The organism is Rectinema subterraneum (assembly GCA_009768935.1).
Lineage (GTDB): Bacteria > Spirochaetota > Spirochaetia > Treponematales > Rectinemataceae > Rectinema > Rectinema subterraneum.
Window position 1 is genome coordinate 97945 of sequence record WESA01000003.1, and the last position, 22379, is coordinate 120323.

The following is a 22379-nucleotide window of genomic DNA, read 5'->3' on the forward strand; positions in this document are numbered from 1 at the left end:
GATGAAAGAAAAGCCGCCCCTTACCTTCTGGCGTATGATGTTCTCCGAAATGATGCTCTCTTTCTTGGCAGCGTTTTTCTTTTTTTTTATCGTATTCTTGATCAATCAAGTGCTGCTTTTTGCGGAAGACATCCTGTCGCGAGGGGCTGATCTGGTATCGGTCGCAAAGCTCCTTTTCTATTCACTGCCGACAATTATTGCAATTACTGTTCCATTTTCGGTTCTGGCCGCGACGCTCATGACTTCTTCGCGTCAGCATGCTGATAATGAATTTCTGGCTTCCTCGACGCTCGGCATTCGGCCGCTGTGGATCTATATACCCTTTTTAATCGTCGGCCTCGGAATAGCAGTCGGATCGTTCTATGCGAACGACTGGTTCATCCCCAGGGCTGCGAACGGCTTCAAAACCGTATATGCTGAGCTCATCAGAAAATCCGCAAAAGTCGAGCTGTCTCCTTATACGATTTCGAAATATGGCGATAAATTGCTTGTTACTGGCGCTTCCAATGCCGCACTGATTCAAAATCTGCTGATTGTAGACCAGAAACAGGGGGCGGATGCGAATGTTGTCACCGCAGATGATGTGAGTATCGAATTCTCCCAGGATTCAATGGATGCGATACTCAAAATGAACAACATAACCGAAGAAAAGAAGCTCCCTGGCGGAGAGCCGGGGGACTTTTCCATGACAACCGCCCGCCAGGGCGACATACGAATCCAGATCAGAGAGCAGATACCGAGCTATAGCAGCACAGCTCCATCAGAGATGTCTATCGCTTCTCTAGCTCGCCAGATAAGGGAAAAGGAATCACGGCTTGCTTCAAGGCTGAGAGAAAAAGAATCGCAGAAAGCGACTGCGCTGGACAGGCTCCGTCTCAGCTATGCGCAAAGCAGCGCTGCTTCGTCGGCACTTGCTTCTTTCAAATCACTCGCCAGCCAGAAAACAGAAGACACTTCTTTGCAGATTTACCGGCTGGAGTACCAGAAAAAGTTTGTCATACCATCAGCATGTTTTTTCTTTGCATTTCTTGCCTTTCCGCTCGGAATCGGCTCGAGGAGGGCAGGGCGAACTGCCGGATTCGGTCTTGCGCTGCTGCTGGCTGTCATCTATTGGGCTTTATTGTTTGCCGGGCAGACTTTTGGATACAGGCAAGGGTTCGACCCAGCGCTTTCGATGTGGATGCCGAACTTTGTCATGTTTGCTGCAGCCTGCCTCATCTGGATTTCCAGAAAAATTTTCACAGGGCACTTCCTATGAACGAGGAACTGGTGAAATCGAGATTTGCCAGCCTGGATTTGAGCCAGGGGCCAGGAAAGCCTTTCCTGCTCTGGAAAGAACTGACCAGCAAGGTTTTGCTCTGGACAGCCGGAGGGACGCTTTTCCTGTCTCTCGTGATTTCATTGGCTGAACTGTTCTCGATGCTGTGGAAATTTCTAGCCAGGAACGCATCCTTCATCGATATATTGAAATGGATCGGTTTTGGCATTCCCAAGCATATTGTAGATGCAGCGCCTGTCGCCTTTCTGTTTGCGATTGTCTTCATTTTGAGTGAATGGCATGCGAATAATGAGCTTGAGGCCGTATTCAGCGCAGGCATTTCTCTCCAGCGTTTTGTGCTGCCCCTCTTGCTGGTGTCGGTTTTGCTCTGTGCTACGGAATATTTTGTCACTGATCAGATCGCAATTCCCTTTCTGAGGGAACGCAGTACGCTGCAATCCGGTATTTTAAGGGAATCTGACAGCCGATACGCCGTTCCCGCGCTGATGGCTGATAAAGGCAAGAAGGTTTATACATATCGATTTTATGATGAGAAAAAGGGGCGCATCTATGATATCTCGGTTATCGAGCGGGATGATTCCGGAGCGCTCCTCAGAAAGATTTCCGCAAAATATGCCAGTTTTGAAAACGAGCTTTGGGTTTTTTCGGATGCGATCATATATAAGAAATCCCGCGATGTTTGGGAATTCGCTGAAGCACCTCGGTTTTCTGATCCTGCATTCGATGAGCCGCCCGCAAGTTTCATGAGGCCGACAATGGATGTCCGCTTTATGAATAATGCTGAATTGAATGGCCATATCGCTTTTCTTAAATCTGCAGGGCTGCCCGCTGAAGATGCGGAAGTGGAGCAGCAGCGGCGAATTTCATTTGCGTTTACTCCGCTGGTTGTTGTCGGGCTGGCGGCAGCGTTTGCTGGGCGTTTCAGAAAAAGCATTTTTCTGCTCAGCCTGCTTTCGAGCCTTTCTAGCGCTACGTTGTATTATGTCGCGCAGATGCTGGCCTCGCTTGCTGCAAAGGCGCGCATGTCCAGTGCTGGTTTGGCAATCTGGAGCGTAATGTTGCTTTTTGCCGCTGCCTCGACTGTTTCATATTTCAAAGCAAGAACTTGAGCATATATTATATTTTATAAGCAATAAGGAATAACAGATGGCTAATTCCATTTTTATTGAAAAACATAGAGATCCGTCCTGCAGAGCGCGAACAGGAACACTTTTTCTTCCTCATGGGGAAGTGGAAACACCCACGTTCATGCCTGTCGGCACGAATGCGACCGTGAAAGCGGTCGAGCCTGCAGATCTCGATGCGATGGGGTTCAATATCATCCTCGCAAACACATATCATCTCTTTCTGCGCCCGGGCCCCGATATCATCGCGAAAGCAGGTGGATTGCACGGATTTTCTGGCTGGAAAAAGAATTTTCTGACCGATTCGGGAGGTTTTCAGGTTTTTTCTCTCTCCCAGTTCAGAAAAATCCTACAAGAAGGTGTGCATTTCAAATCGCATATCGATGGATCTTCTCATGTTCTGACACCCGAGAAAGTGGTTGATGTCCAAGTTGCATTCAATTCTGACATTCAGATGGCGCTCGATATCTGTGCTCCATGGGGAGAGACCGAAAAGAAGGCCTTTCGGGCAGCCATGCTGACCTATGATTGGGCAAAAAGGGCAAAATCGCAGTGGATCATGCATCGTGAAAATGGCTATCAGGGGAATCTTTTTGGCATCGTGCAAGGAAATTTTTACGAAGAACTAAGAAAACTCAGTGCCGAGCAGATATCGGAGCTCGACCTGCCAGGAATTGCGATTGGAGGATTGTCTATCGGTGAACCAAAAGAGGCCTATATCGAGTATCTCGAATTGACTTCAGCGCTCCTTCCTTTAGACAAGCCGCATTATCTCATGGGAATTGGAACTCCCGACTACATAATCGAAGCGGTCCGCAATGGTATTGATATCTTTGACTGCGTGTATCCTACCAGGACTGCGCGAAATGGCCTTCTATTTACTTCAAAAGGTCAGATCACAATCAAAAAAGCCATCTTCAAAGAAGATTTTTCTCCGATTGATCCCGAGTGCAGCTGCCATGTCTGCAAGACATACAGCCGAGCATATTTGCATCATCTGTTCAGGAACAATGAGATTCTCTATTCTATGCTCGCCAGTCAGCACAACCTGCATTTTACGGCTGATTTTGTAGGCAAAATTCGCAGGGCCATCGAGCAGGACCGCTTCGAGGCATTCGCCCGGGCATTCATGTCTGGCTATAGCGAAGCCGCAGCTGCAGAATGACAAAGCGCATCGAATCAAGGAATAAAAAATCCGGGCTGTCGCCTATGCTGGGACGCCCGGATTTTGAAGACATCTTCTTTTCAGAATTCTGCTTTTGTAATCTTTAGCACCTTGTAGCTGAACTTGCGCTCATTGATCGTAAAGTTCAGAGTCTCCCCAACTTTGTGGTTCAGAAGATGCTTCCCTAATGGCGACAGATACGAAATCACTTGTTTCTCGGGGTCGGATTCCCATGGCCCCAGAATCGTGAATAATTCTTCCTGCCCTGAAGCGAGATTCTTCAATGTCACTTTGGTGCCGAATGATATGCTTGTTGTATCCACATGCTCGGGGCCTATAATCTGCGCACGATCGAGCTCGTTCTTGAGTTTGCCGACCTTGGAGTTCAGCTCGTCCTGCTTTTCCTTGGCAGCCTTGTACTCGGCATTTTCTCTCAAATCGCCGAGAGAGAGGGCAAATGCAATTTCTTTCTGGTTGGCAGGGACATCGATTTCCATGATATGGCTGAGCAGGCGCTTCTTTTCTTCGTATTTCGAAGCAGTCACCATAAGGCCATGTGACACTGTAAGCCGCTCGTTGCCATCATAAAACTTGATGTCGGGGAATCTTTCTCCGATCTTTTTCTTTATGTTGAGCTTGATTGCAGGATCGACCTCTTTTATGTCGGCCAGCATCGAATAGACGCGCTCAGTGACCTGCTGCGGTGCATCCTCGAGGAATTCTTCGAGGTCTTTTTCCTTGAACAGAATATTCTGTACGAGCTTGTTGATCTTGCGGTTTTCGGTCGTATCTTTGTGGCTGTCTATTTCCTTGAATGTGATATCGAGTATATGGAGAAGCGTAAGAATAATCTTTTCCCGCACAATGCCGAGTTCCTTGAGCCAGGGCTTGTCTTTCAGATCTTTGGCAAGCCAGATGAAGGCCTCGCGCATATCCTTGTAGTTTTCCACGATATACATCGCTAGGCGCTTCAGCTTTTCTTCCTGGTCTGCATTCTCGAGCGCTTCGAGCATTTTGTTGGAGCGAGCATAGGGGAGAAGCTGAATATAGATATCGGGCCAATTCGGGATAAGTGTTTTGATATTCTGAATGAATTGATTCTTGAGCTCGGTGTCCTTCAGCCCGAGATAGATAGGAACAATGCTGTCTTTTATCTGCGCGAATAAGTCGGGGAATCGTATCGTGACATGCTGCTGAAGCCTGGGATATCTTGTGGACAGTTCCTTAAGCAGCAGATACGAGCCAACGACATATTCGTTCACCTGACCGATCTTGAGGAACGACACGAAGTAGGAAAGCATATCCTCGAAATAATCGGAATCGATATCGCTCATCTCAATGTAATCTCTGAAATATTGGGCGCGCGCGAAGAAATTCTTTTCTGCCTTGAACTGGGCATAGATTTTTTCCTCGAATGAAAGCGGCCGGTCGCGAACGATGAAGGTGGAAATATCATCAGACGCATTGCCGAACATCGGATCGGTTTTCAAAATTTCTTTGGCGCGCGAACTCCATGAATTCCATTCAGATGTCGAAAGAATAGAAGGCACCAGCTCGGCTTTGATGCGTTTCATATCAGCGCGATTATCAAAACTCTTTATAATTACCTTGATTGCCCATGCGGGATCTGCCTTTACCTTGTCTCTCAGCTTTTCTTTGGGCCATGTTGCCTTAAGAACCCAGATGTGATCTTTGGACAGAGTGGTAAGGCTGTCGAACCCCATTTTCAGCGACATGTGGTGGTTGCGCGATTTCGAGAAATCAATGACTATTTCGTCGTTGGTGACATTGGAAATGCGACCGATGCTCCATGTTCTGTGGAAAACGAAATTGCCTTTGTCAAATGCGATGCGCTTCTCGAAATCAGCGATGGCTTCATGCAAAGACCTATAGGTCTGTGTCAAATTGGAGAGCCGCACGCATTCATCGAACATCGAGTGACCGGAGTAGATTGCAGTATAGCAATCGAGGAATTCTTTGCGCAGGGCAGGGTTGCGCTCGTCGTATTCGATACTGAGTTTGAGGATATCGAGTGCAGTCTCCCATTTTTCATTTTTCTTGTACCAGGCATAAAGATCCATGAGCAGCATCGCGGCCTTTTCGGGCGAGATCTGCTTGGCGATCTTTTTCTGCGCATGGAGGAAAAAGTCCAGGTCTTCGGGAGACAGGTCTATAAGTTTGAGCCATATATCTTTTATATTTGCAAACAGACTTTTGTTTATATATCGAATCAGGGCTTTCTTGTAAAAATCGATGGCTTCTTCCGTACGCCCATTTTTCTCTTTCCATTCCGCTATGAGCTGCGCAAGTTCAGCTTCTTCCGTATCGATGCGTACAAGTCGTTCCCACACTGCATAGCGCTGTTCGATTTTATCGTCTTCCGCATAGCACTCGGCAAGCCGCATGAGCGCAATGCGGTTTTCTCCGTAGTCCAGCATGCGGTTGCAAATGTATTCGACAATATTGGTTTTCTTGCTGTCAGCAAACAAATCCATAAGCTGCACAAGGTAGGATTCATCTGCTGGCTGGCGCATGATATTTAAAATGCCTGCAACATAGAGTGCAATGACGCTGTTCTTTGTCTGCGAAAGATGATCTGTGCAAGTTTTTATTATATCATCAGTTACACCTTGCTGAACAGCGTCTTCAACAAGACGATCAAGTTCTTTGAGGCTGGCGACAGAATAATTGGCCATAAGCGTTCTGGTCCATTTTTCTTCGTTCAGCATCAATTGCAATTTTTCATTCAACGGAGACTCGGCCATCATATTCTCCTCTTCATCCTACATACAATGCATGTATCGATTGATCAAGAATCTTGATCTTGAGTGATACAGAATGCCATCCGGCTTCATCGCCCTGAGCCTTCAGATAGTCCGCCATCCAGAAGTAGCGGTTCAGAAGGCGGGGCAAAAGGCTCGACCGGCGCTGTGGAGATTCCCTCAATTCGATCTCGATCTGGCGAGCTGATGCCGATATTCGATTATATTCGGCAGTACTCAGTTCGCGCTTCAGATTGAAAACGCCCCAGATTTCAGCATATACAGGAATCCATTCAGCAATATCATTTCCAGAATAGCCTAAATTGCGCACATTTTCAATGATCTTGAGAATGAATTCAGATTCGAGAAAATCGATTTCTACAGCTTGCGGATCGATAAAAAATGCTTCTCTGAAAAGCGCTTTTGAAAGGCGGGCTTCACCAGCCATTGCGTAGGCATCTGCAAGTTCCGAAAGAATTGCTGCATCGTTTCGCTGCGACTGGGCGGCTCTCTCAAGATGCACGATAGCTGTTTCGATGTCTCCTGTTGCCTTGCGGGAACGCCCTAATCGCAAATCGATGGCCGCTCCGAGGGATTCTTTCTGTTCATCCGGAAGGGCAAGGTACTGATCCAGCGCCAAACCAAAAATGAAACGCTTGAACGCATAGCGCGTTGTTTCAAAGCTTTCCCCGATATGGCCAAGAAATACCATGAATTTTTTCCATGAAGCGCAGAGAAAATCTCCGCGATCCAGCAAGTTTTTTGTATCAGGCATGTTGAGAAGCTGCTCTTTCCAGAACTGCATGCATTTCATCGCAAAAAGAACTTCAGGATGCTCGAAGTCTGTCTTCAATGCACGTTCGAGAAACAAGTCTGCGCTCTGAATGTCAGCATTCTTGAGGCTTTCATATGCGATAAGGAGATCGCTGGCGGCTGACGCATTCTTGATCTGAGGCTGAATTGCCATGAAGGCTTTGAACTCCTTGCTTTTATCTTGTGTAATAGTATCCGAGCGATGAAATATTCGTCAATGCGTATATCATTTGTCTATTGAAGTTTGCGCGATTTCGAGCTGTCAATGTGAAAATCGGCTTGGCAAAAGCCGCAGATTTGCATTATTCTGTTGACTGTATGAAAATGCCGATTATAGCGCCATCAATTTTGTCTGCGGATTTTCTGGAAATCGGTGCCGCGGTCGAATCGATTGAATCCAGCGGAGCTGAATGGCTCCACCTCGATGTCATGGATGGCCATTTTGTGCCCCCCATAACATTCGGGAACAAAATGGTATCAGATATCCGCAAGCGAACTGGCCTGTTTCTGGATACGCACCTTATGATCGAGGAGCCTGAGCGTCACATACATGCTTTTCTCGATGCCGGTTCCGATGCAATTACGTTTCATGCTGAAGCATGCATTCATTCACACCGGCTTTTGCAGACAATCCGGCATTCGGGGAAAAAAGCGGGTATTTCGATAGTGCCTTCTACCCCTGTTAGCCAGATTCTTCCTTTGCTTCAAGCGGTGGATCAGGTGCTCGTGATGACTGTCAATCCCGGATATGGAGGCCAGAAACTCCTTCCTTTCTGCCTTTCGAAGGTCGATGAACTGCGCGATATTCGAAAAAAAGAAGGGCTCGATTTCCTGATAGCGGTTGATGGAGGGACAAACCTCAGCACAATTTCTCAAGTCGCCATTCATGAGCCGGATATATTGGTTATAGGGAGCGCATTCTTTGCGGCTCAGGACAAGCAGGCTTTTGCCTGTAGTATAAGGAGCGCGTGGAACGAATAGCATAGTAGGCAAAGCAAATTCTGTTTTAATATATCAAAATTGTGTGAGAGGACAAACGCGAACATGAAAAAGTACATTTTGGGGCTCTTGCTCTTATTGGCGGGCATATCGCTTTCTCTTCATGCCCAAGGGAATGATGAGATTTTTGCCAAATTCAGTTCTGCATTCGATCTGTTCAAAAAGGAAAATTTTCAAAAGGCAGGCTCGGAATTCGCTTTGCTGTACGAGACATGGTCGGAAAGCTCTCTGGCGTCAGACAGCTGCTTTATGGCAGCACAATCGTATTTCAATGCCGGCGATTATCCTACATCCTACCTCTACTGCGTGCAGTTCATTCAAAACTATTCTGATCATCCCAATATTCCTGACATGAAGTTCCAGCTAGGCCGCATATTCTTCAAAACTGGTCGCTTCAAGGACGCAATTATTGCTTTCGATGATTTTCTGAAGGCATATCCCGGCAGCCCGCTTTTTGCTTCTGCTCTTTTCTGGAAGGCGGAAAGCTATTATCAATTAGGAGATATTGCGCGTTCCTTTCCTCTCTTCAATGAATTGAAAGAAAAATGGCCAGATTCGGACAAGGCCTCTCTTGTTTCCTGGAGGCTGAATGTGATGGGGCTGGAGGCGAGGGAAGCGAAATTTTCGCGTTTGATGGCGTACGAAACCGAAAAAGCAGCTCAAATGGAAATTGGCGGAATGCAGAAGGAAGCGCTGCAAGAACAACAGTATATAAGAGTATATTATCTTCTCAAGACGCTTCGCGTTCGTAACGAACTGCCAGGCTCATCGAAATTGCCGCTGTATGTGCAATATACCCCCCAAAATGCTCCTGAAGTCGACTCGAATCTAAAGAGCCGCCTCAATAAGCTGAATGTACTTTTGGAAGCGAAAAAGCGAATCCTCGAGCTTCTCCTGGCTAAAATTGATGCATATATGAGGGAGATTTCTCCATGAAAAGATCCTTTGCGCTGCTTGCTGTTATATTTTGCTTTACGAGTGCAGCCACCGCGCTCGATCTCCGAAGCGGACTAGTGAGAATTGCGACCGACGACCTGACACTGCGTCCGATGCTGTATCGACTAGTAGATATAGCCGGAAAAAAGAAATATGAGCCGATTTGGTACAGCGATGATCCCCGGACAAGCTTCATAGTTATCAATGTCGATGGCAGAATCTACCGGATGGGTTCGTCCCAGGAGTACCAGACTTCCCAGAAGCAAATTGCGAACGGAATAGAAATTGAATACCGCTCGATAATCAACCGGGTGACACAGCGGATTCAGTTTGCATCGCTTGCTGGCTCGAGGGTCGCGAATGGGTTTCTTGTCGAAATTGAGGTGGAAAACTTTACCTCGCGCGATATGAAAATAATGCTCAAGGAAGTATGCGATACCTGGCTCGGCGAAAAGTCAGGAAATCATATCGCGCTTGCTTCCAATCCAAAGGTCATTGATGAAATGTACCTTACTCCTGATTCACAAGAGCCATATATCGTAAGCCCGGGAGAGTATGCGTCGGTTGCGCTTCTCTTCGACTCGGAGCCGAGGCCTGATGCAGTTGTCATTGCTAACTGGAAACGATTGAGCGACTCCATGTTTGCCTATGATTCTTCGCTTATGCGCGGCTTTACGCTTTCGCCATACTCCATAAATGACTCGGCACTTGGGTTGTACTGGAATGAGAGAATTGTTCCTGCAAAAGGAGTCATAAAGGTTTCAAGCAGATGGCTTACCGGTGGTCCAGGAAATGAATTCCTCGCATGGCTGGCAGATAATTATCCTCCCAAAGCAGAGCAGCAAACAACCGAAGCGCAGCAGAATAGCACAGAACAGATGTCCCTGCCCGCGCTCGACGTGGAAGCAATCCGAAGTTTGCTTGCAAGAATAGACAGTGCAATCCAGAATGTCGATGTACTGAGCGATGAGGATTTGCAACAAATTCTGTCTGAGCTCGATTCACTCGAACAGGGTGTAGCGAATCCGATACCCCAGAACTAATAGAGCAACGGGGGGTTGAATACAAGATGAGAGCAGTCATACAGCGAGTATCAGAAGCCTCCGTCACCATGCAACCGGAAGACAATTCCGGAGAGCGTCTTTGCGGCCGCATCTCGAATGGGATACTTGTGTATCTTGGTGTGGGGGTCGATGACACTGATGAAGATGCATCATATCTTGCTGAAAAAATCGCTCACCTCAGGATATTTATGGATCAGCAGCAAAAAATGAACCTTTCAGTGCTGGATCTTGGATATGAGGCGCTTGTCATTTCGCAATTTACTTTGTACGCCGATTCAAGAAAAGGCAGGAGGCCCTCGTATTCCCAGGCTGCGGAGCCAGCGCGCGCTCGGTACTTGTACGAGCTTTTCTGCAAAAAATTGCGCAACCAAGGCCTGCATGTGCAAACAGGCATGTTCCAGGAAATCATGCGGGTCCGCTACACAAACGAAGGGCCTGTCACCATTTTGCTTGATACAAAAAATTAAAAAAGGGGGTCTGACCCCCTTTTTTAAACCGTCGGCGGGCGAATGCCCGCCCTCTACTTGATTATTTATTCTTGTTCTTGGACCCGAGAGGTCTGCCGCGCCGCTTGGGTGCTGCGGATGCAGCGCTGGAAGCGGATACAGCTCTGACTGCGGATGCTGGCTTTCTGCCTCTCGTCGAGGTTTTTTTCGGCGCGACTGCACTTGCTTTTTTCGCCGGTCTGCCTCTATTTTTACCTGGTTTCTTTGCCGAAGCAGTTTCTTCTACAACCGCCTGAGCAGCAGCAAGCCGAGAAATGGGTACTCTGAAAGGAGAAGAAGAAACATAATTCATGCCAACGCGATGGCAGAATTTGACCGATGCGGGATCGCCGCCATGTTCGCCGCAGATACCTACTTTAAGTTTTGGCCTGACAGAACGACCTTTTTCGATACCCATGCGAATGAGCATACCAACTCCGTCCTGATCGAGGCTCTGGAAGGGATCAGCTTTGAAAACGCCCGCTTTTTTCTCGTCCACGTAATCGGGGAGGAATTTGCCTGCATCGTCGCGGGAAAGGCCAAGCGTCATCTGAGTGAGATCATTCGTTCCGAACGAGAAGAATTCTGCAACTGTAGCAATTCTGTCAGCGAGGAGAGCAGCGCGCGGCACTTCGATCATAGTACCGACCATGTAGCTTAGCTTAATGCCAGATTTTGCAATAATTGCATCTGCGACTTCGCGGGTTCGCGTTTCGAGAATCTTGAGCTCCTTGTCGTCGATAACAAGGGGGATCATGATTTCGGGAAGCACCTTGATGCCCTTCTTTGTCATATTGCAGGCCGCAGTGATGATTGCGGTCACTTGCATATCGAGAATTTCAGGATAGGTGATGGCCAGACGGCAGCCACGGTGGCCGAGCATGGGGTTGGCTTCGTGAAGCTGCTCGACACGCTGAACGACTTTTTCGAAGGAAACGCCGACTGCTTTTGCAAGGGCGCGCTGTCCTTCTTCATCGTGCGGCACGAACTCATGGAGCGGTGGGTCGATCAAGCGGATCGTGACAGGCAAGCCATCCATCGCCTTGAAAATGCCTTCGAAGTCTTTGGTCTGGAAGGGCAGAAGTTTTGCAAGCGCTTTTTTGCGGCTCTCGAGATCGTCAGCGATAATCATTTCCCGAATTGCGAGGATGCGCTCTTCGGAATCGAAGAACATATGCTCGGTCCGGCAAAGACCGATGCCTTCTGCCCCAAGCTGACGAGCTTTTTCGGCGTCATACGGAGTGTCGGCATTCGTGCGAACCTTGAGGGTTCTGATTTTGTCAACCCAGGACATCAGAGTGGTATATGCTTTGGGGGGTTCAGGTTTCACAAGTTTGAGCTGGCCTTTGTAGACATTGCCGGTCCCGCCGTCAAGCGTAATGTAGTCGCCTTCTTTGATGACAGTTTCACCGACCGCAAAGATGCCCTTTTCGTAATCGATGTCGAGCTTTTCGCAGCCGACAATGCAGGTTTTGCCCCAGCCGCGCGCGACAACCGCCGCATGGCTCGTTTTGCCGCCTGTAGCGGTGAGAATGCCTTGAGCAGCATGCATGCCGCCGACATCCTCCGGGCTGGTTTCTTTCCGAACGAGGATTACTTTTTCGCCTTTTGCAGCCCATTCTTCAGCATCTTTTGCATTGAAAACGACTTTTCCGGTTGCTGCGCCAGGGACCGCGTCAATGCCCTGGACAAGGAACGCCTTCTTGAGCTCTTCCGGTTTTGACTTGTCGATCATGGGGTAGAAAATGCCTTCGATATCCGATGCCTTGATGCGAAGAATCGCTTCTTCTTTGCTGATGAGTCCTTCTTTTACCATGTCCACGGCAATGCGGAAGGCTGCAATAGGACTGCGCTTGCCGGTGCGGCACTGCAGCATGTACAGTTTGCCTTCTTCGACAGTGAACTCGAGGTCCTGCATATCGCGGTAGTGTTTTTCGAGCTTTCTGCGGATGTCGACGAGCTGCTTGTATACTTTGGGGTCGCGCTTGTCAAGCTCTGCGAGTCTGATGGGGGTTCTGATGCCTGCTACAACATCCTCGCCTTGCGCATTGACCAGATAATCGCCATAGAATACATTTTCGCCGCTGTTCGGATCGCGGGTGAAGCAAACGCCGGTACCGGAGGTTTCGCCTTTGTTGCCGAATACCATCTGCACGACATTCACTGCTGTTCCCTTGATGCCGACAAGCTTTTCCACCTTGCGGTAGGTCACTGCCTTATCAGCCATCCATGAATTGAACACTGCATCGATTGCACCTTTCAGCTGTTCCCATGGATCCTGCGGAAAATCGACTTTGATGTGTTCGCGATAGATTTTCTTGAACATTTTGATGAGCTCGTCGAGCTCCTCTTCATTGACATCGGTATCGTTGACTTTCTGGTCTGCAGGGATGCCCAGGCGAGCTCTTGTCCGCTTTGCTTTGATTTCGTCGAACGCCTTGTCGAACTCCTCACGCTCAATGCCCATTGCTGTGGAGCCATACATCATGATGAAACGGCGATATGCATCAAGAGCGAAACGGCGATTCCCTGTCTTCGCAGCAAGGCCCTCGACAGAAGCATCGGTAAGGCCTAGGTTGAGGATGGTTTCCATCATGCCAGGCATGGAAACAGGAGCGCCCGAGCGCACTGAAACAAGCAACGGATCCCTGGGGTCCCCAAGCGTCTTGCCTGTTGTTTTTTCGAGCTGCTTTAAGTGTTTCTGGACTTCTTTTTCTAGTCCTTCCGGCCACTTCTTGCCGCTTTTGAAGAAGAGATCACAAACTTCCGTGGTGATAGTGAATCCTGCCGGTACAGGAAGCCCAATTTTTGTCATCTCGTGCAAGCCAGCGCCTTTGCCACCGAGAAGTTCCTTCATGGTGCCATCGCCTTCCGCGACTCCTGCACCAAACGAATACACAAATTTTTTCTTTGGCATGAGGCATTTCCTCCACTGATAAAAAAAAGACTGACGAATATAAGATTCGCTGTTCCAGAAAAACTAATCTAAACAATAGAATTAGTCAAGTTATATATAAATAACGTTATTTTAAATTTGCCTTTTTTCTGGAGAAAATATCATTGATATATATGGCTGATATTCAGCGCCAGGAAATATCTATCCGCGGCGGTTCAACAGATGTCAGCAGGTCGGCCATCGATGATTCAAGCGTAACCTTTTTCCCCGAAGTTGCTGTCTTGAAAAAATCAGCATTTTGCATGGAAATTTCGGGAGCCGCCTGCGATGCCTCGAACGTGAATTTGAAATTGTACGGTTTCACTTTTTCGTATAATGCATCTTTCATTTGCTTGTCGAGCGGTTGAATTGCATCTCCCAGCGTGAGCTTCAAGTGTGAAATGCCATCCTCTTGGCTGTATTGTACGAATTTTCCTGCAGGGTCGAGATAATATGCCAGGTGGGAAGGGGAGTCGAACAATAATGTAAAAGAAATGATTATATTGTTCGCTCTTGAATTCTGGGAATAGGATTTCAGATGGACGCCCTCGATTCTCTGCAAGCTTTTTTCTATGTCTTCGCGGGAAAGAGGCAAGGGAAGAGATGGTGTTGTCTCAAGGGCACCAATCTGCGCAAATTCATTGGAAATCTGGTATTCCATGGACAATGTGCCAGAGCCTTTCGCATCCATTTTTGTAGCGGCTTCGATGCCGATGCAAGATGCGAGCATAATGGAAATGACGGCCGCAAAAAGAAATGCTTTCGCTACACCAGGAATTCTGCTCATCGTTTATTTCCTTTCAGCCAAATATTTCGTAATGGGTCTGCACATCATATAGCTCGACCGGATAATGGTCTTCCACAAAAGTCACCGCATCACGCAAAACTGTCTCTCCGTGCTGCGGAGAGTTCGAAACAAGGGCCGCACCGATTTCAGCGAACATGACAGAATCGAGCAAGTCGACTTCAGCGCATGAAAGCTTGTAGCGATGCTGCAGTTTTTCCTTAATCGCCAAAACGACCCTTCTTTTGTCTTTGATTGTCGATGCTTCTCCAAGCCTGAGCACCATGCGCAGCATTGATACAACCATCTGCAATAATACTATCACGCGGGCCTGTTCTTGACAGCCCCCGCCTGCAGGGATATTGTCCAAACCATGAAAAGAAGACTCATTACTTCAGCTCTTCCCTACGTGAATAATGTTCCTCATCTCGGCAACCTCATTCAGGTACTTTCCGCCGATGTGTTTGCTCGATTCTGCAGGCTTCGTGGTTACGAGACGCTCTATGTTTGCGGCACCGATGAATACGGCACAGCCACCGAGACAAAAGCGCTTGAAGAAAACCTAAGCCCGCGCGAGCTATGTGACAAGTTTCATGCCTTGCATCGCGACATCTATTCATGGTTCGAAATTGCCTTTGACACTTTTGGCAGGACTTCGACTCCTGACCATACCGAGGTTACACAATCGATTTTCCTCGACCTCGATCGAAACGGCTACATCACCAGCCAATCCATCGAACAGCTGTACTGCGACTCATGCCACAGGTTCCTTGCAGACCGGTATGTCAGAGGGACATGCCCGTATTGTGGTTATGAAGGAGCCCGCGGTGACCAATGCGAGATGTGCGGAAAACTGCTCGATCCAATGGAACTGATCAACCCGAAATGCGCCACATGTGGAGCGACACCGAAGCCGCGGACGACAACACACCTCTATATCGATCTCCCGGCTATTTTGCCAAAGCTGGAAGCATGGATGAAGGAAGCAAGCATCAAAGGTTTCTGGGCAAACAACGCAATCCAGATGACACAGGCTTGGATCCGCGACGGGCTTCATCCTCGTGCCATTACGCGCGATTTGAAATGGGGCATCCCTGTCCCGAAAAAGGGGTACGAAGACAAGGTTTTCTATGTCTGGTTCGATGCGCCGATTGGCTACATTTCCATGACAGTCAGCCTCGCAAAGGAAAAGAATTTCGATTGGAAAAGCTGGTGGCAAAATCCCGACAAGGTCGAACTTTTCCAGTTTATCGGAAAAGACAATATCCCATTCCACACGGTAATTTTCCCGTCGAGCCTGCTTGGGAGCGGTAAGCCCTGGACCATGCTGCATCACATGTCCAGCACTGAATACCTCAATTACGAAGCCGGAAAATTCTCGAAATCGAAGGGGATCGGTGTGTTCGGCACCGATGCCATGGAAACAGGTATTTCTGCGGATGTATGGCGCTTCTATATTTTCTGGAACAGGCCGGAAACCTCGGACTACACCTTCACCTGGGCTGATTTTCAGGAAAAGGTGAATGGGGAGCTCATCGGCAACCTTGGTAACCTCGTGAACAGGACACTCACATTTGTGTCCCGCTACTACAATGGGGTCATTCCGGAAGGCGAGCCCGATGCAGCATTCTGGAAAGAGGTGCTGAAGCTGGAGGAAAATGTCGCTGAGCATTTGGAACGAGCTGAGCTTCGCGACGCCTTCAGGAGCATTTTTGCTATATCAGATCTTGCGAACAAGCGATTTCAAGACGAAGCGCCCTGGAAGGCGCGGGTGGAAGAGCCAGCGAAAGCTGCCTCGCTGATGCGCGATCTTTGCTATGTGCTGAAAGATCTGGCGATTATGACGTATCCGTATATGCCCAAGGCTGCCGAGAATCTTGCTGGCTTTCTGGGTCTGTCTTTTGGTGCGCAGGGGCTGTCTTGGCGAGAGCTTGGCCCAGCCGGCCTGCCAGGAACAGTGCGGAAACCTGAAATGCTGTTCCAGAAACTGGAAGATGATCTCATTTCAGCATTGCGCGAGCGCTATTCCGGCTCTCAGAAGGAACGGCAAGAACGCGACGCACAGGAAAATGCAGAAGGGCCTGGCGTTCAGGGACCTGCAGCTCCGCCTTCTGCCCCTCCTTCTGAGCCTCCAGAGCAGCGATTCTTCAAGCTTGTAGACCTCCGAGTCGCCAAAATTGTCAAAATCGAGCGACATCCCAAAGCCGACAAGCTCTACATCGAAACGCTCGACGACGGCAGCGGCAAAGAGAGGACCATTGTCTCAGGTCTTGTTCCCTTTTATAAAGAAGACGAGCTTCTGGGCAAGAATATTGTTTTAGTGAACAATCTCAAGCCAGCCAAGCTGAGAGGTGTCGAAAGCGCAGGCATGTTATTGGCTGCATCTGTCTCTGCTCCTGACGGAACAGAAAGCGTTGAAGTGCTAGCCGCTCCCAATGCCAGCCCCGGCGATCGAGTTATTCTTGAAAAAACCGAGGGTGAACCGGCATCTTCAGAAATTCCTTCTGCAATAATCGATGTCGATGCATTCTTTTCGATTCCGATTGTTGCAAAAGATGGCAGTGCATGGGTGGGCACCAAGCGGCTTGTTGTGAATGGCGAGCCAATTGCGCTCCGAAGAGTCTTGAATGGCGAGATAGGATGAGCATATTAGCAAGAAAAAGACGATGAACGTGCTGCCGCACGTCGCTTTTACCCCAATTTCCTCCGCCTCGGATTGCATCCCGGAATTTGAATATTCTAGTTTTCTGCAGTCGAAATTCTGGGGGCTATTCAAGGCGCGCACTGGTTGGCAAGCCTATTCCTGCTCCTATGATTTCGAGGATGATGGACCGCACGGCAATCTTTTGGTTCTGCGGCGGAAAATAGCTAAATTTCTCTCATTCCTGTATGTGCCGCATGGCGGGGGCGAGCTTTCGCGATTGCCGGATCGATGGAATGCGTTGAGCATGCTTGGCCGCGCGTTAAGCGAATCCATGGGCAAATCAGATGCGTTTGTTCGGTTCGACCTCCCATGGGAGCGCATGCTTGACGAGAAAACCGAATTCGAATTGACCTCTGGTCCAACGGGAAGCAAAAGGCTCATCCTGCACAAAGGCACAGATGTACAAGTCGCCGATACTGTCGTACTGGATCTTGCCAAGTCTACCGAAGAGCTGCTGTCAGGCATGAAACCGAAGTGGCGATACAACATTAGGCTATCAGAAAAAAAAGGCATACAGGTCACTAAGCATGGAAAAGAAGGCTTGCCTCTTTTTATGAAACTCTACGAGGAAACAGCAAAGCGCGACAAAATTGCCATTCATCCTGAATCATATTATGCGACGCTTTTTGATACAGTCTTGGAAGTTTCGGATTTGATGAAAGAGCAGGGGATTCCTCAACAGGATCGGCCAATCTTATCGCTCTACATTGCGCATCATGAGAGCGATGCCCTTGCAGGAATCATTGTTCTGAAACATGGCCCGGTTGCTACTTATATGTATGGTGCATCATCCAACCTGAAGCGGAATATGATGCCCGCATATGCCTTGCAATGGCATGCAATACAAGAATCCAAGGAGCAGGGCGCGAGGATGTATGACTTTTTCGGTATCCCGCCGCAGGGCGACGATGCTTCGCATGCAATGTCGGGGCTCTATCTTTTCAAGACCGGGTTCGGCGGAAAGATTATTCACAGATACGGCGCATGGGATGTGCCAATTCATCCGTGGTTGTATGCTATCTTTCGCTCGGCAGAGAAAATGCGTGCGTTCTGGCACAAAAAAGTCAAAAAATCGATCAGAAAAATTTCGCCCACAGCTTCAGCCGCTCATCCTTCCGCAGGTGAAAGGGATGACTCAGAAAAGACAAATCCTTCAAATCCATAGAGCTGTGCAAGCGAAGATTTCCATGTTCCTGCTGCAAGTCCCGCCTTTCTACAAAGCTGTTCAAGGAAAGTTTCTCTATCCCAACCATATTCTGTCGGCACCTGAGGGAGGAGGACTCCGGATCGCCCCAGGGCGGAAATAAGAAGTCCATGCTTTCCAACCACAACCTGTTCGGGGAGTATTGGCTTTAAGGGCGAAAGCAGAGTGATCTCGATTTCGAGACGCGGCAATTCTTCTGCAGCCACAGAAGTGAACCGCGGATCCTCGAATGCGGCAGCCAAGGCCATCTCAGCAATTGTTCGTGCCAGCGGATCATTGCTTTGCATTCGGCCAATGCACCCGCGAAGTGATGCATCTTCTCTCAGCGTGACAAAAGCGCCGCATCTGAGGGTAGTTGAAAGCTCTGGAGGCTCCGGTTCAGGCTCGTGTTCCAAAGCTGCCTGAATCACTTTTCGTGCATATTTCAGTAATGCCTTCTGGTCATCGATATCGATCGAGAATTTCATTTTCTACCTCGAAAAGCTAATGGCTCCATATCCTACCACAAGCTCGTCACTGCCTTCTCTGAAAGGTGCCGAGTTTGCATAGGCCAGAAGTCGGGATTTTGACTCAGGATATGCATGCCTGAATGCGCGGATAGCCGGCTCACCGCAGAATGAATGGCGGGAAACATCATGGGCGGAAAATGACGCAGTACTGCCGCATGATAATGCAGCAATAAATTCATTTGAGAGCTTGTCACATTCTTCTGGAGTGTTGCTTACTGCAAGATCAGAGGAGAGTATCAAAACTCCCTGATTTTCAACGCAGACTCGTATCTCTTCGAATAGCTGTTCTACAGTGGCGACAGTTTTTTCATCTCTTCCGGATACAATAAATGGAAGTATTGGCACGCCCGGGAAGAAGTGCTCGGCGAAAGGCAGCTGCATTTCAATGGAATGCTCCTCAAGATGCACTAAGTCGTTTTTCTTGAGCTCCGGAATCCTGGCAAGAAGGTACTCTGCAAAACTCACATCGACATTGAGGACAGCTCCGGGAATATCGAACTGAGAGGATTCCGGCAGGAACACTCCTTCTTCATATGGCAAATGGGCAGGGCCTGCAAGAATAATAATTGAAGGGTTTGCACCGACCAGCGAGCCCCATGCTTTTGCGGCAAGAAGTCCACTGTAGCGGAAACTTCCGTGCGGCGAAATAATGGCGCATCCGGAATGAGGCATCTGTTCAGTTTGCATAGCGAGCATGCGCACTTCTGATTTTAGCTGCTCAGGATCGGCAGGATAAAAAATCCCCGGCAACAATGCGCTGCGAATCAACTTGTCTGTATGCATTAGGCTTCCCTACAGGTTAATTATATATTTTTACCGGAACATTGCAAGAAAGCACAAGGATTTTATTTTTTTTAATAATTTTGGATTGCATGCGCATCTCTCGCATACTAATATGGTATAGAATGGAATCTGTAATTCAAGCTCTTCTGTATGAAGAAAAAATGCTTCATAACCGATTGCAGCGCCTCGAAAACGAATGTGCATCACGCCCAAAAGGAAGCATTATCCTGAAGCGCAGATTTCATATGGTGTATGCGTATCTGCAGTGGCGCGAGGGCGAGAAGGTTGTCAGCCGCTATCTGGGTAAATCGGATTCCTGGAAATGCAGATCAATGCAGGCAAAAATCATTGAGCGGCGGAAATATGAGCAGGAAATGCGAGAGGTGCAGAATAAGCTGAAGAAAATACATCATTTGCTGGAAGAAGCGAAAAAACTTGGTTGAAGATACGCAATAAATAGGGTAAAATGAATTCAATGAAGGATATTTTCGCAATTCACCTGTCGGAATATGAAACAGCTCCCGATTGCACTGTGGCAGCGCCAGCAATCGTCAAAATTCTCGGAGAACATACTGATTTTACGGATGGCCTTGTGCTCGCAGCAGCTCTTTCCTTCGAGGTCAGAGTCGCAGTGTCATTCCGCAAGGATAATTCTCTCAGGTTCTATGCAGGGGACTTCAACGAACGCAAGCGTGCAAATATTGCGACGCTGAAATATAAAAGAGAAGACCGCTGGGCAAATCATATCAAAAGCATTTGTGATTATTTCCTGCGCGTTTTCGAGCTGGAGCCGAAAGGGCTCAATGTCACTATCCAGAGCAGCGTTCCATTAGGGCTTGGCCTTGGCATCAGCAGCTCGCTCAATATGGCAGCGGCCTTCATCTTCAAGACAATATATAATCTTGATATCAAGCCCGACGAGCTCGCCGCCCATGCTTGCAAAGCTCAATCGGTTTTTTTCGAGAAAGATTTTCCCATTACCAATTATCTCGCCATTACAGCGCCTGCGGGAAGGAGTTTTTCTGTCGTAGACCTGCGCACGCGCAAACGGCGAGGCATTCAATTTCTGCCTGAACCATGGGAGATGGTGCTTACTGATTCCAAAGTGCCAAGGCTTTCGGTAGAAGCTGAGCTGGAACAGCGCACCTCCGATTGCAACGCCTGTCTTTCCGTGTTGACGCCTCGCGGCAACCGTTCAATTCGAGATATCGCTCCAAGGGAGCTGGATGAGCTTTTGGGAATTGTCCCGGAAAGAAAACGAAGGCGTTGCCTCCATGTACTTGAGGAAGTACGGCGGGTGAGCGAAGCGGAAGATGCCCTTGCGCGCCAGGATTATGCGGGTTTCGCAAGAATAGTGAACAAATCGCATGCTTCCTTGAGGAGCTTGTATGAGATATCTTGCCCCGAAATCGACTGGCTGGCGAAGAGAGCGCTCGAGCTCGACGGGGTGCTCTGTTCTCGTCTGGTCGGACAGGGGTTCGGCGGGAGCACGCTGACGATTCTCAACAATGATGTCAAAGAAGCATATCGCCACAGACTTGAAGAATATGAACGCATTTTCGGTTTCAGACCCGTAGTGTATGAAGTGTCTCCGGGATCTGGATTGCGGATTCTCGAGCATTGAAGTTTATTCATGAATAATAACTCACAACGGAGCATACATGCGCATCTTGCTTACAAATGACGATGGAATTCAATCTGATGGTTTATTTGCCCTGGTAGATTCGTTGGGTTCGCTGAAAAATGATAGGGGAGAGCAACTTCATGAAATATGGGTAGTAGCGCCTGAACACGAACGCTCTGGGGTCAGCCATGCTATGACCCTGAAAAAGCCGACGAAACTGCGCAAACTGGGAGAACATCGCTATAGCTGTTCCGGCACACCCGCGGATTGTGTGATTGTTGCAGGACTGGGTGTTCTGCATGAAGCTCCAGATGTTGTCATTTCAGGTATCAATAAAGGGCCAAACCTCGGCACCGACATAATCTATTCCGGCACATGCGGGGCGGCCCGGCAGGCAGCGCTCGAAGGAATTCCGGCAATCGCTGTATCATGCGCATCCTTCGGGGACAACCTCGAATATGGCGGATTGACATCATTTGTTGCATCAAATCTCGAGAAGCTTATAGCGCTATGGAAACCGGATTCTTTTATCAATATAAATGGCCCTTCTACATCTTGCACCGATTTGTGTGCAGTTTGGGCGAATCCAGGGAAGAACAGATACCTCGACAATCTCAAATGTTTTGATGGAGCTGACGGCTATACCTATTGTTTTCTTGCTGAAGGCAGGCAGGAGCGGACACCTGATATCTATTCGGATCATCATGCGGTATCTCAAGGTTTCATTGCGCTCAGCCTGGTTGAGATTCATCCTAGAGCTCTACACGACACTGCGCTCAATGGAACATCTGTGTTCGAAGCTCCAAATTTGCATTCTGGCAGTGAAGTCAAGCATTGAAAGGCCTTGACGAATGTTGTGGCTTTCGTATATATTGCGCTGCGTTGCCCACGCCATCTTAGCTCAGTTGGCAGAGCGCGTGACTTGTAATCTCGAGGTCCCCGGTTCGATTCCGGGAGATGGCTCGAGGGACTTTTGTCCATCATTGGGGAGATTCCCGAGTGGTCAAAGGGGGCAGACTGTAAATCTGTTGGCTTTCGCCTTCGAAGGTTCAAATCCTTCTCTCCCCACAACCTCCTCGAAAGAGGAGGTTTTTTATTGTGCGCCCGGCAGGGCGCACTCACTAGCGGGTGCGGCAATACATTGCCAAGTCCCGTCTGGGCCCGGTAAGGGGAACCAGTAGCCGAACGCCAAGGGTGTCCATCGCGAGG

At 48.5% G+C, this 22379-nt stretch carries 19 protein-coding genes and 2 tRNA genes; 14 read left to right on the top strand and 7 right to left on the bottom strand.

Going from position 1 to position 22379, the window contains the following annotated elements:
• Nucleotide 1: 1 nt before the first annotated feature.
• The 3 genes from GAP13_RS02000 to tgt are packed head-to-tail and all read left to right on the top strand — an operon-like array spanning nt 2 to nt 3568.
• Nucleotides 2-1258: an LptF/LptG family permease gene (locus GAP13_RS02000; RefSeq protein WP_158905662.1), complete on the top strand. Its 1257-nt coding sequence runs from the start codon at nt 2-4 to the stop codon at nt 1256-1258.
• Between the two features lie 11 nt (nt 1259-1269).
• Nucleotides 1270-2388, top strand: a complete 1119-nt coding sequence (locus tag GAP13_RS02005; RefSeq protein WP_158905664.1) for an LptF/LptG family permease — start codon at nt 1270-1272, stop codon at nt 2386-2388.
• 37 nt (nt 2389-2425) lie between these two features.
• A complete protein-coding gene (tgt, locus tag GAP13_RS02010) occupies nt 2426-3568 on the top strand; it encodes a tRNA guanosine(34) transglycosylase Tgt (RefSeq protein WP_158905666.1) in 1143 nt (380 codons plus the stop codon).
• Between the two features lie 80 nt (nt 3569-3648).
• Here the strand turns inward: tgt and greA are convergent, their stop codons facing one another.
• The gene (gene greA, locus GAP13_RS02015; RefSeq protein ID WP_158905668.1) at nt 3649-6333 is read right to left on the bottom strand and encodes a transcription elongation factor GreA; all 2685 of its coding nucleotides are present in this window, start codon (nt 6331-6333) and stop codon (nt 3649-3651) included.
• 13 nt (nt 6334-6346) lie between these two features.
• Nucleotides 6347-7297 carry a tetratricopeptide repeat protein gene (locus tag GAP13_RS02020; RefSeq protein WP_158905670.1) on the bottom strand — a complete coding sequence of 317 codons (951 nt, stop codon included), beginning with the start codon at nt 7295-7297 and terminating at the stop codon, nt 6347-6349.
• 164 nt (nt 7298-7461) lie between these two features.
• On the opposite strand from GAP13_RS02020, the gene rpe reads away from it, so the two are divergent.
• The 4 genes from rpe to dtd all read left to right on the top strand — a co-directional run bounded on the left by rpe (nt 7462) and on the right by dtd (nt 10609).
• Nucleotides 7462-8124 (top strand): ribulose-phosphate 3-epimerase, encoded by a 663-nt coding sequence (gene rpe, locus GAP13_RS02025; RefSeq protein ID WP_158905672.1) that lies wholly within the window; start codon nt 7462-7464, stop codon nt 8122-8124.
• A gap of 63 nt (nt 8125-8187) precedes the next feature.
• On the top strand, nt 8188-9078 hold the full coding sequence (locus tag GAP13_RS02030) for a tetratricopeptide repeat protein (RefSeq protein ID WP_158905674.1): 891 nt from the start codon (nt 8188-8190) through the stop codon (nt 9076-9078).
• The gene (locus tag GAP13_RS02035; protein WP_158905676.1) at nt 9075-10121 is read left to right on the top strand and encodes a hypothetical protein; all 1047 of its coding nucleotides are present in this window, start codon (nt 9075-9077) and stop codon (nt 10119-10121) included. The genes GAP13_RS02030 and GAP13_RS02035 overlap by 4 nt, the downstream gene beginning before the upstream one ends.
• Nucleotides 10122-10147: 26 nt before the next feature.
• The gene (dtd, locus tag GAP13_RS02040; protein ID WP_158905678.1) at nt 10148-10609 is read left to right on the top strand and encodes a D-aminoacyl-tRNA deacylase; all 462 of its coding nucleotides are present in this window, start codon (nt 10148-10150) and stop codon (nt 10607-10609) included.
• A 61-nt stretch (nt 10610-10670) separates the two neighbouring features.
• Here the strand turns inward: dtd and ppdK are convergent, their stop codons facing one another.
• The 3 genes from ppdK to GAP13_RS02055 form a co-directional block, all read right to left on the bottom strand.
• Nucleotides 10671-13544, bottom strand: coding sequence for a pyruvate, phosphate dikinase (gene ppdK, locus GAP13_RS02045; RefSeq protein WP_158905680.1), 2874 nt, complete (start codon nt 13542-13544; stop codon nt 10671-10673).
• A gap of 163 nt (nt 13545-13707) precedes the next feature.
• Nucleotides 13708-14349, bottom strand: a complete 642-nt coding sequence (locus GAP13_RS02050) for a hypothetical protein (RefSeq protein WP_158905682.1) — start codon at nt 14347-14349, stop codon at nt 13708-13710.
• A gap of 13 nt (nt 14350-14362) precedes the next feature.
• On the bottom strand, nt 14363-14653 hold the full coding sequence (locus tag GAP13_RS02055) for a DUF503 domain-containing protein (protein WP_158905684.1): 291 nt from the start codon (nt 14651-14653) through the stop codon (nt 14363-14365).
• A 66-nt stretch (nt 14654-14719) separates the two neighbouring features.
• Here GAP13_RS02055 and metG point away from each other — a divergent pair, with 66 nt between their 5' ends.
• The gene (gene metG, locus GAP13_RS02060; protein WP_158905686.1) at nt 14720-16990 is read left to right on the top strand and encodes a methionine--tRNA ligase; all 2271 of its coding nucleotides are present in this window, start codon (nt 14720-14722) and stop codon (nt 16988-16990) included.
• A 22-nt stretch (nt 16991-17012) separates the two neighbouring features.
• On the top strand, nt 17013-18215 hold the full coding sequence (locus GAP13_RS02065) for a lipid II:glycine glycyltransferase FemX (protein ID WP_158905688.1): 1203 nt from the start codon (nt 17013-17015) through the stop codon (nt 18213-18215).
• Here the strand turns inward: GAP13_RS02065 and amrA are convergent.
• Complete coding sequence (gene amrA, locus GAP13_RS02070; protein ID WP_158905690.1) at nt 18158-18721, bottom strand: AmmeMemoRadiSam system protein A; 564 nt, start codon at nt 18719-18721, stop codon at nt 18158-18160. The genes GAP13_RS02065 and amrA overlap by 58 nt on opposite strands.
• Before the next feature lie 3 nt (nt 18722-18724).
• Nucleotides 18725-19546, bottom strand: coding sequence for an AmmeMemoRadiSam system protein B (gene amrB / locus GAP13_RS02075; protein ID WP_037385528.1), 822 nt, complete (start codon nt 19544-19546; stop codon nt 18725-18727).
• Between the two features lie 122 nt (nt 19547-19668).
• On the opposite strand from amrB, the gene GAP13_RS02080 reads away from it, so the two are divergent.
• From GAP13_RS02080 to GAP13_RS02100, 5 genes are all read left to right on the top strand, one after another.
• Complete coding sequence (locus tag GAP13_RS02080) at nt 19669-19989, top strand: DUF6788 family protein (protein ID WP_158905692.1); 321 nt, start codon at nt 19669-19671, stop codon at nt 19987-19989.
• A gap of 32 nt (nt 19990-20021) precedes the next feature.
• Entirely contained in the window at nt 20022-21170 is a 1149-nt protein-coding gene (locus GAP13_RS02085) for a galactokinase (RefSeq protein ID WP_037385524.1), read from the top strand.
• Between the two features lie 37 nt (nt 21171-21207).
• Nucleotides 21208-22008 carry a 5'/3'-nucleotidase SurE gene (gene surE, locus GAP13_RS02090; RefSeq protein WP_037385522.1) on the top strand — a complete coding sequence of 267 codons (801 nt, stop codon included), beginning with the start codon at nt 21208-21210 and terminating at the stop codon, nt 22006-22008.
• 52 nt (nt 22009-22060) lie between these two features.
• A tRNA-Thr gene (locus tag GAP13_RS02095) sits at nt 22061-22133 on the top strand.
• 22 nt (nt 22134-22155) lie between these two features.
• Nucleotides 22156-22238 (top strand) — tRNA-Tyr (locus tag GAP13_RS02100).
• Nucleotides 22239-22379 lie beyond the last annotated feature (141 nt).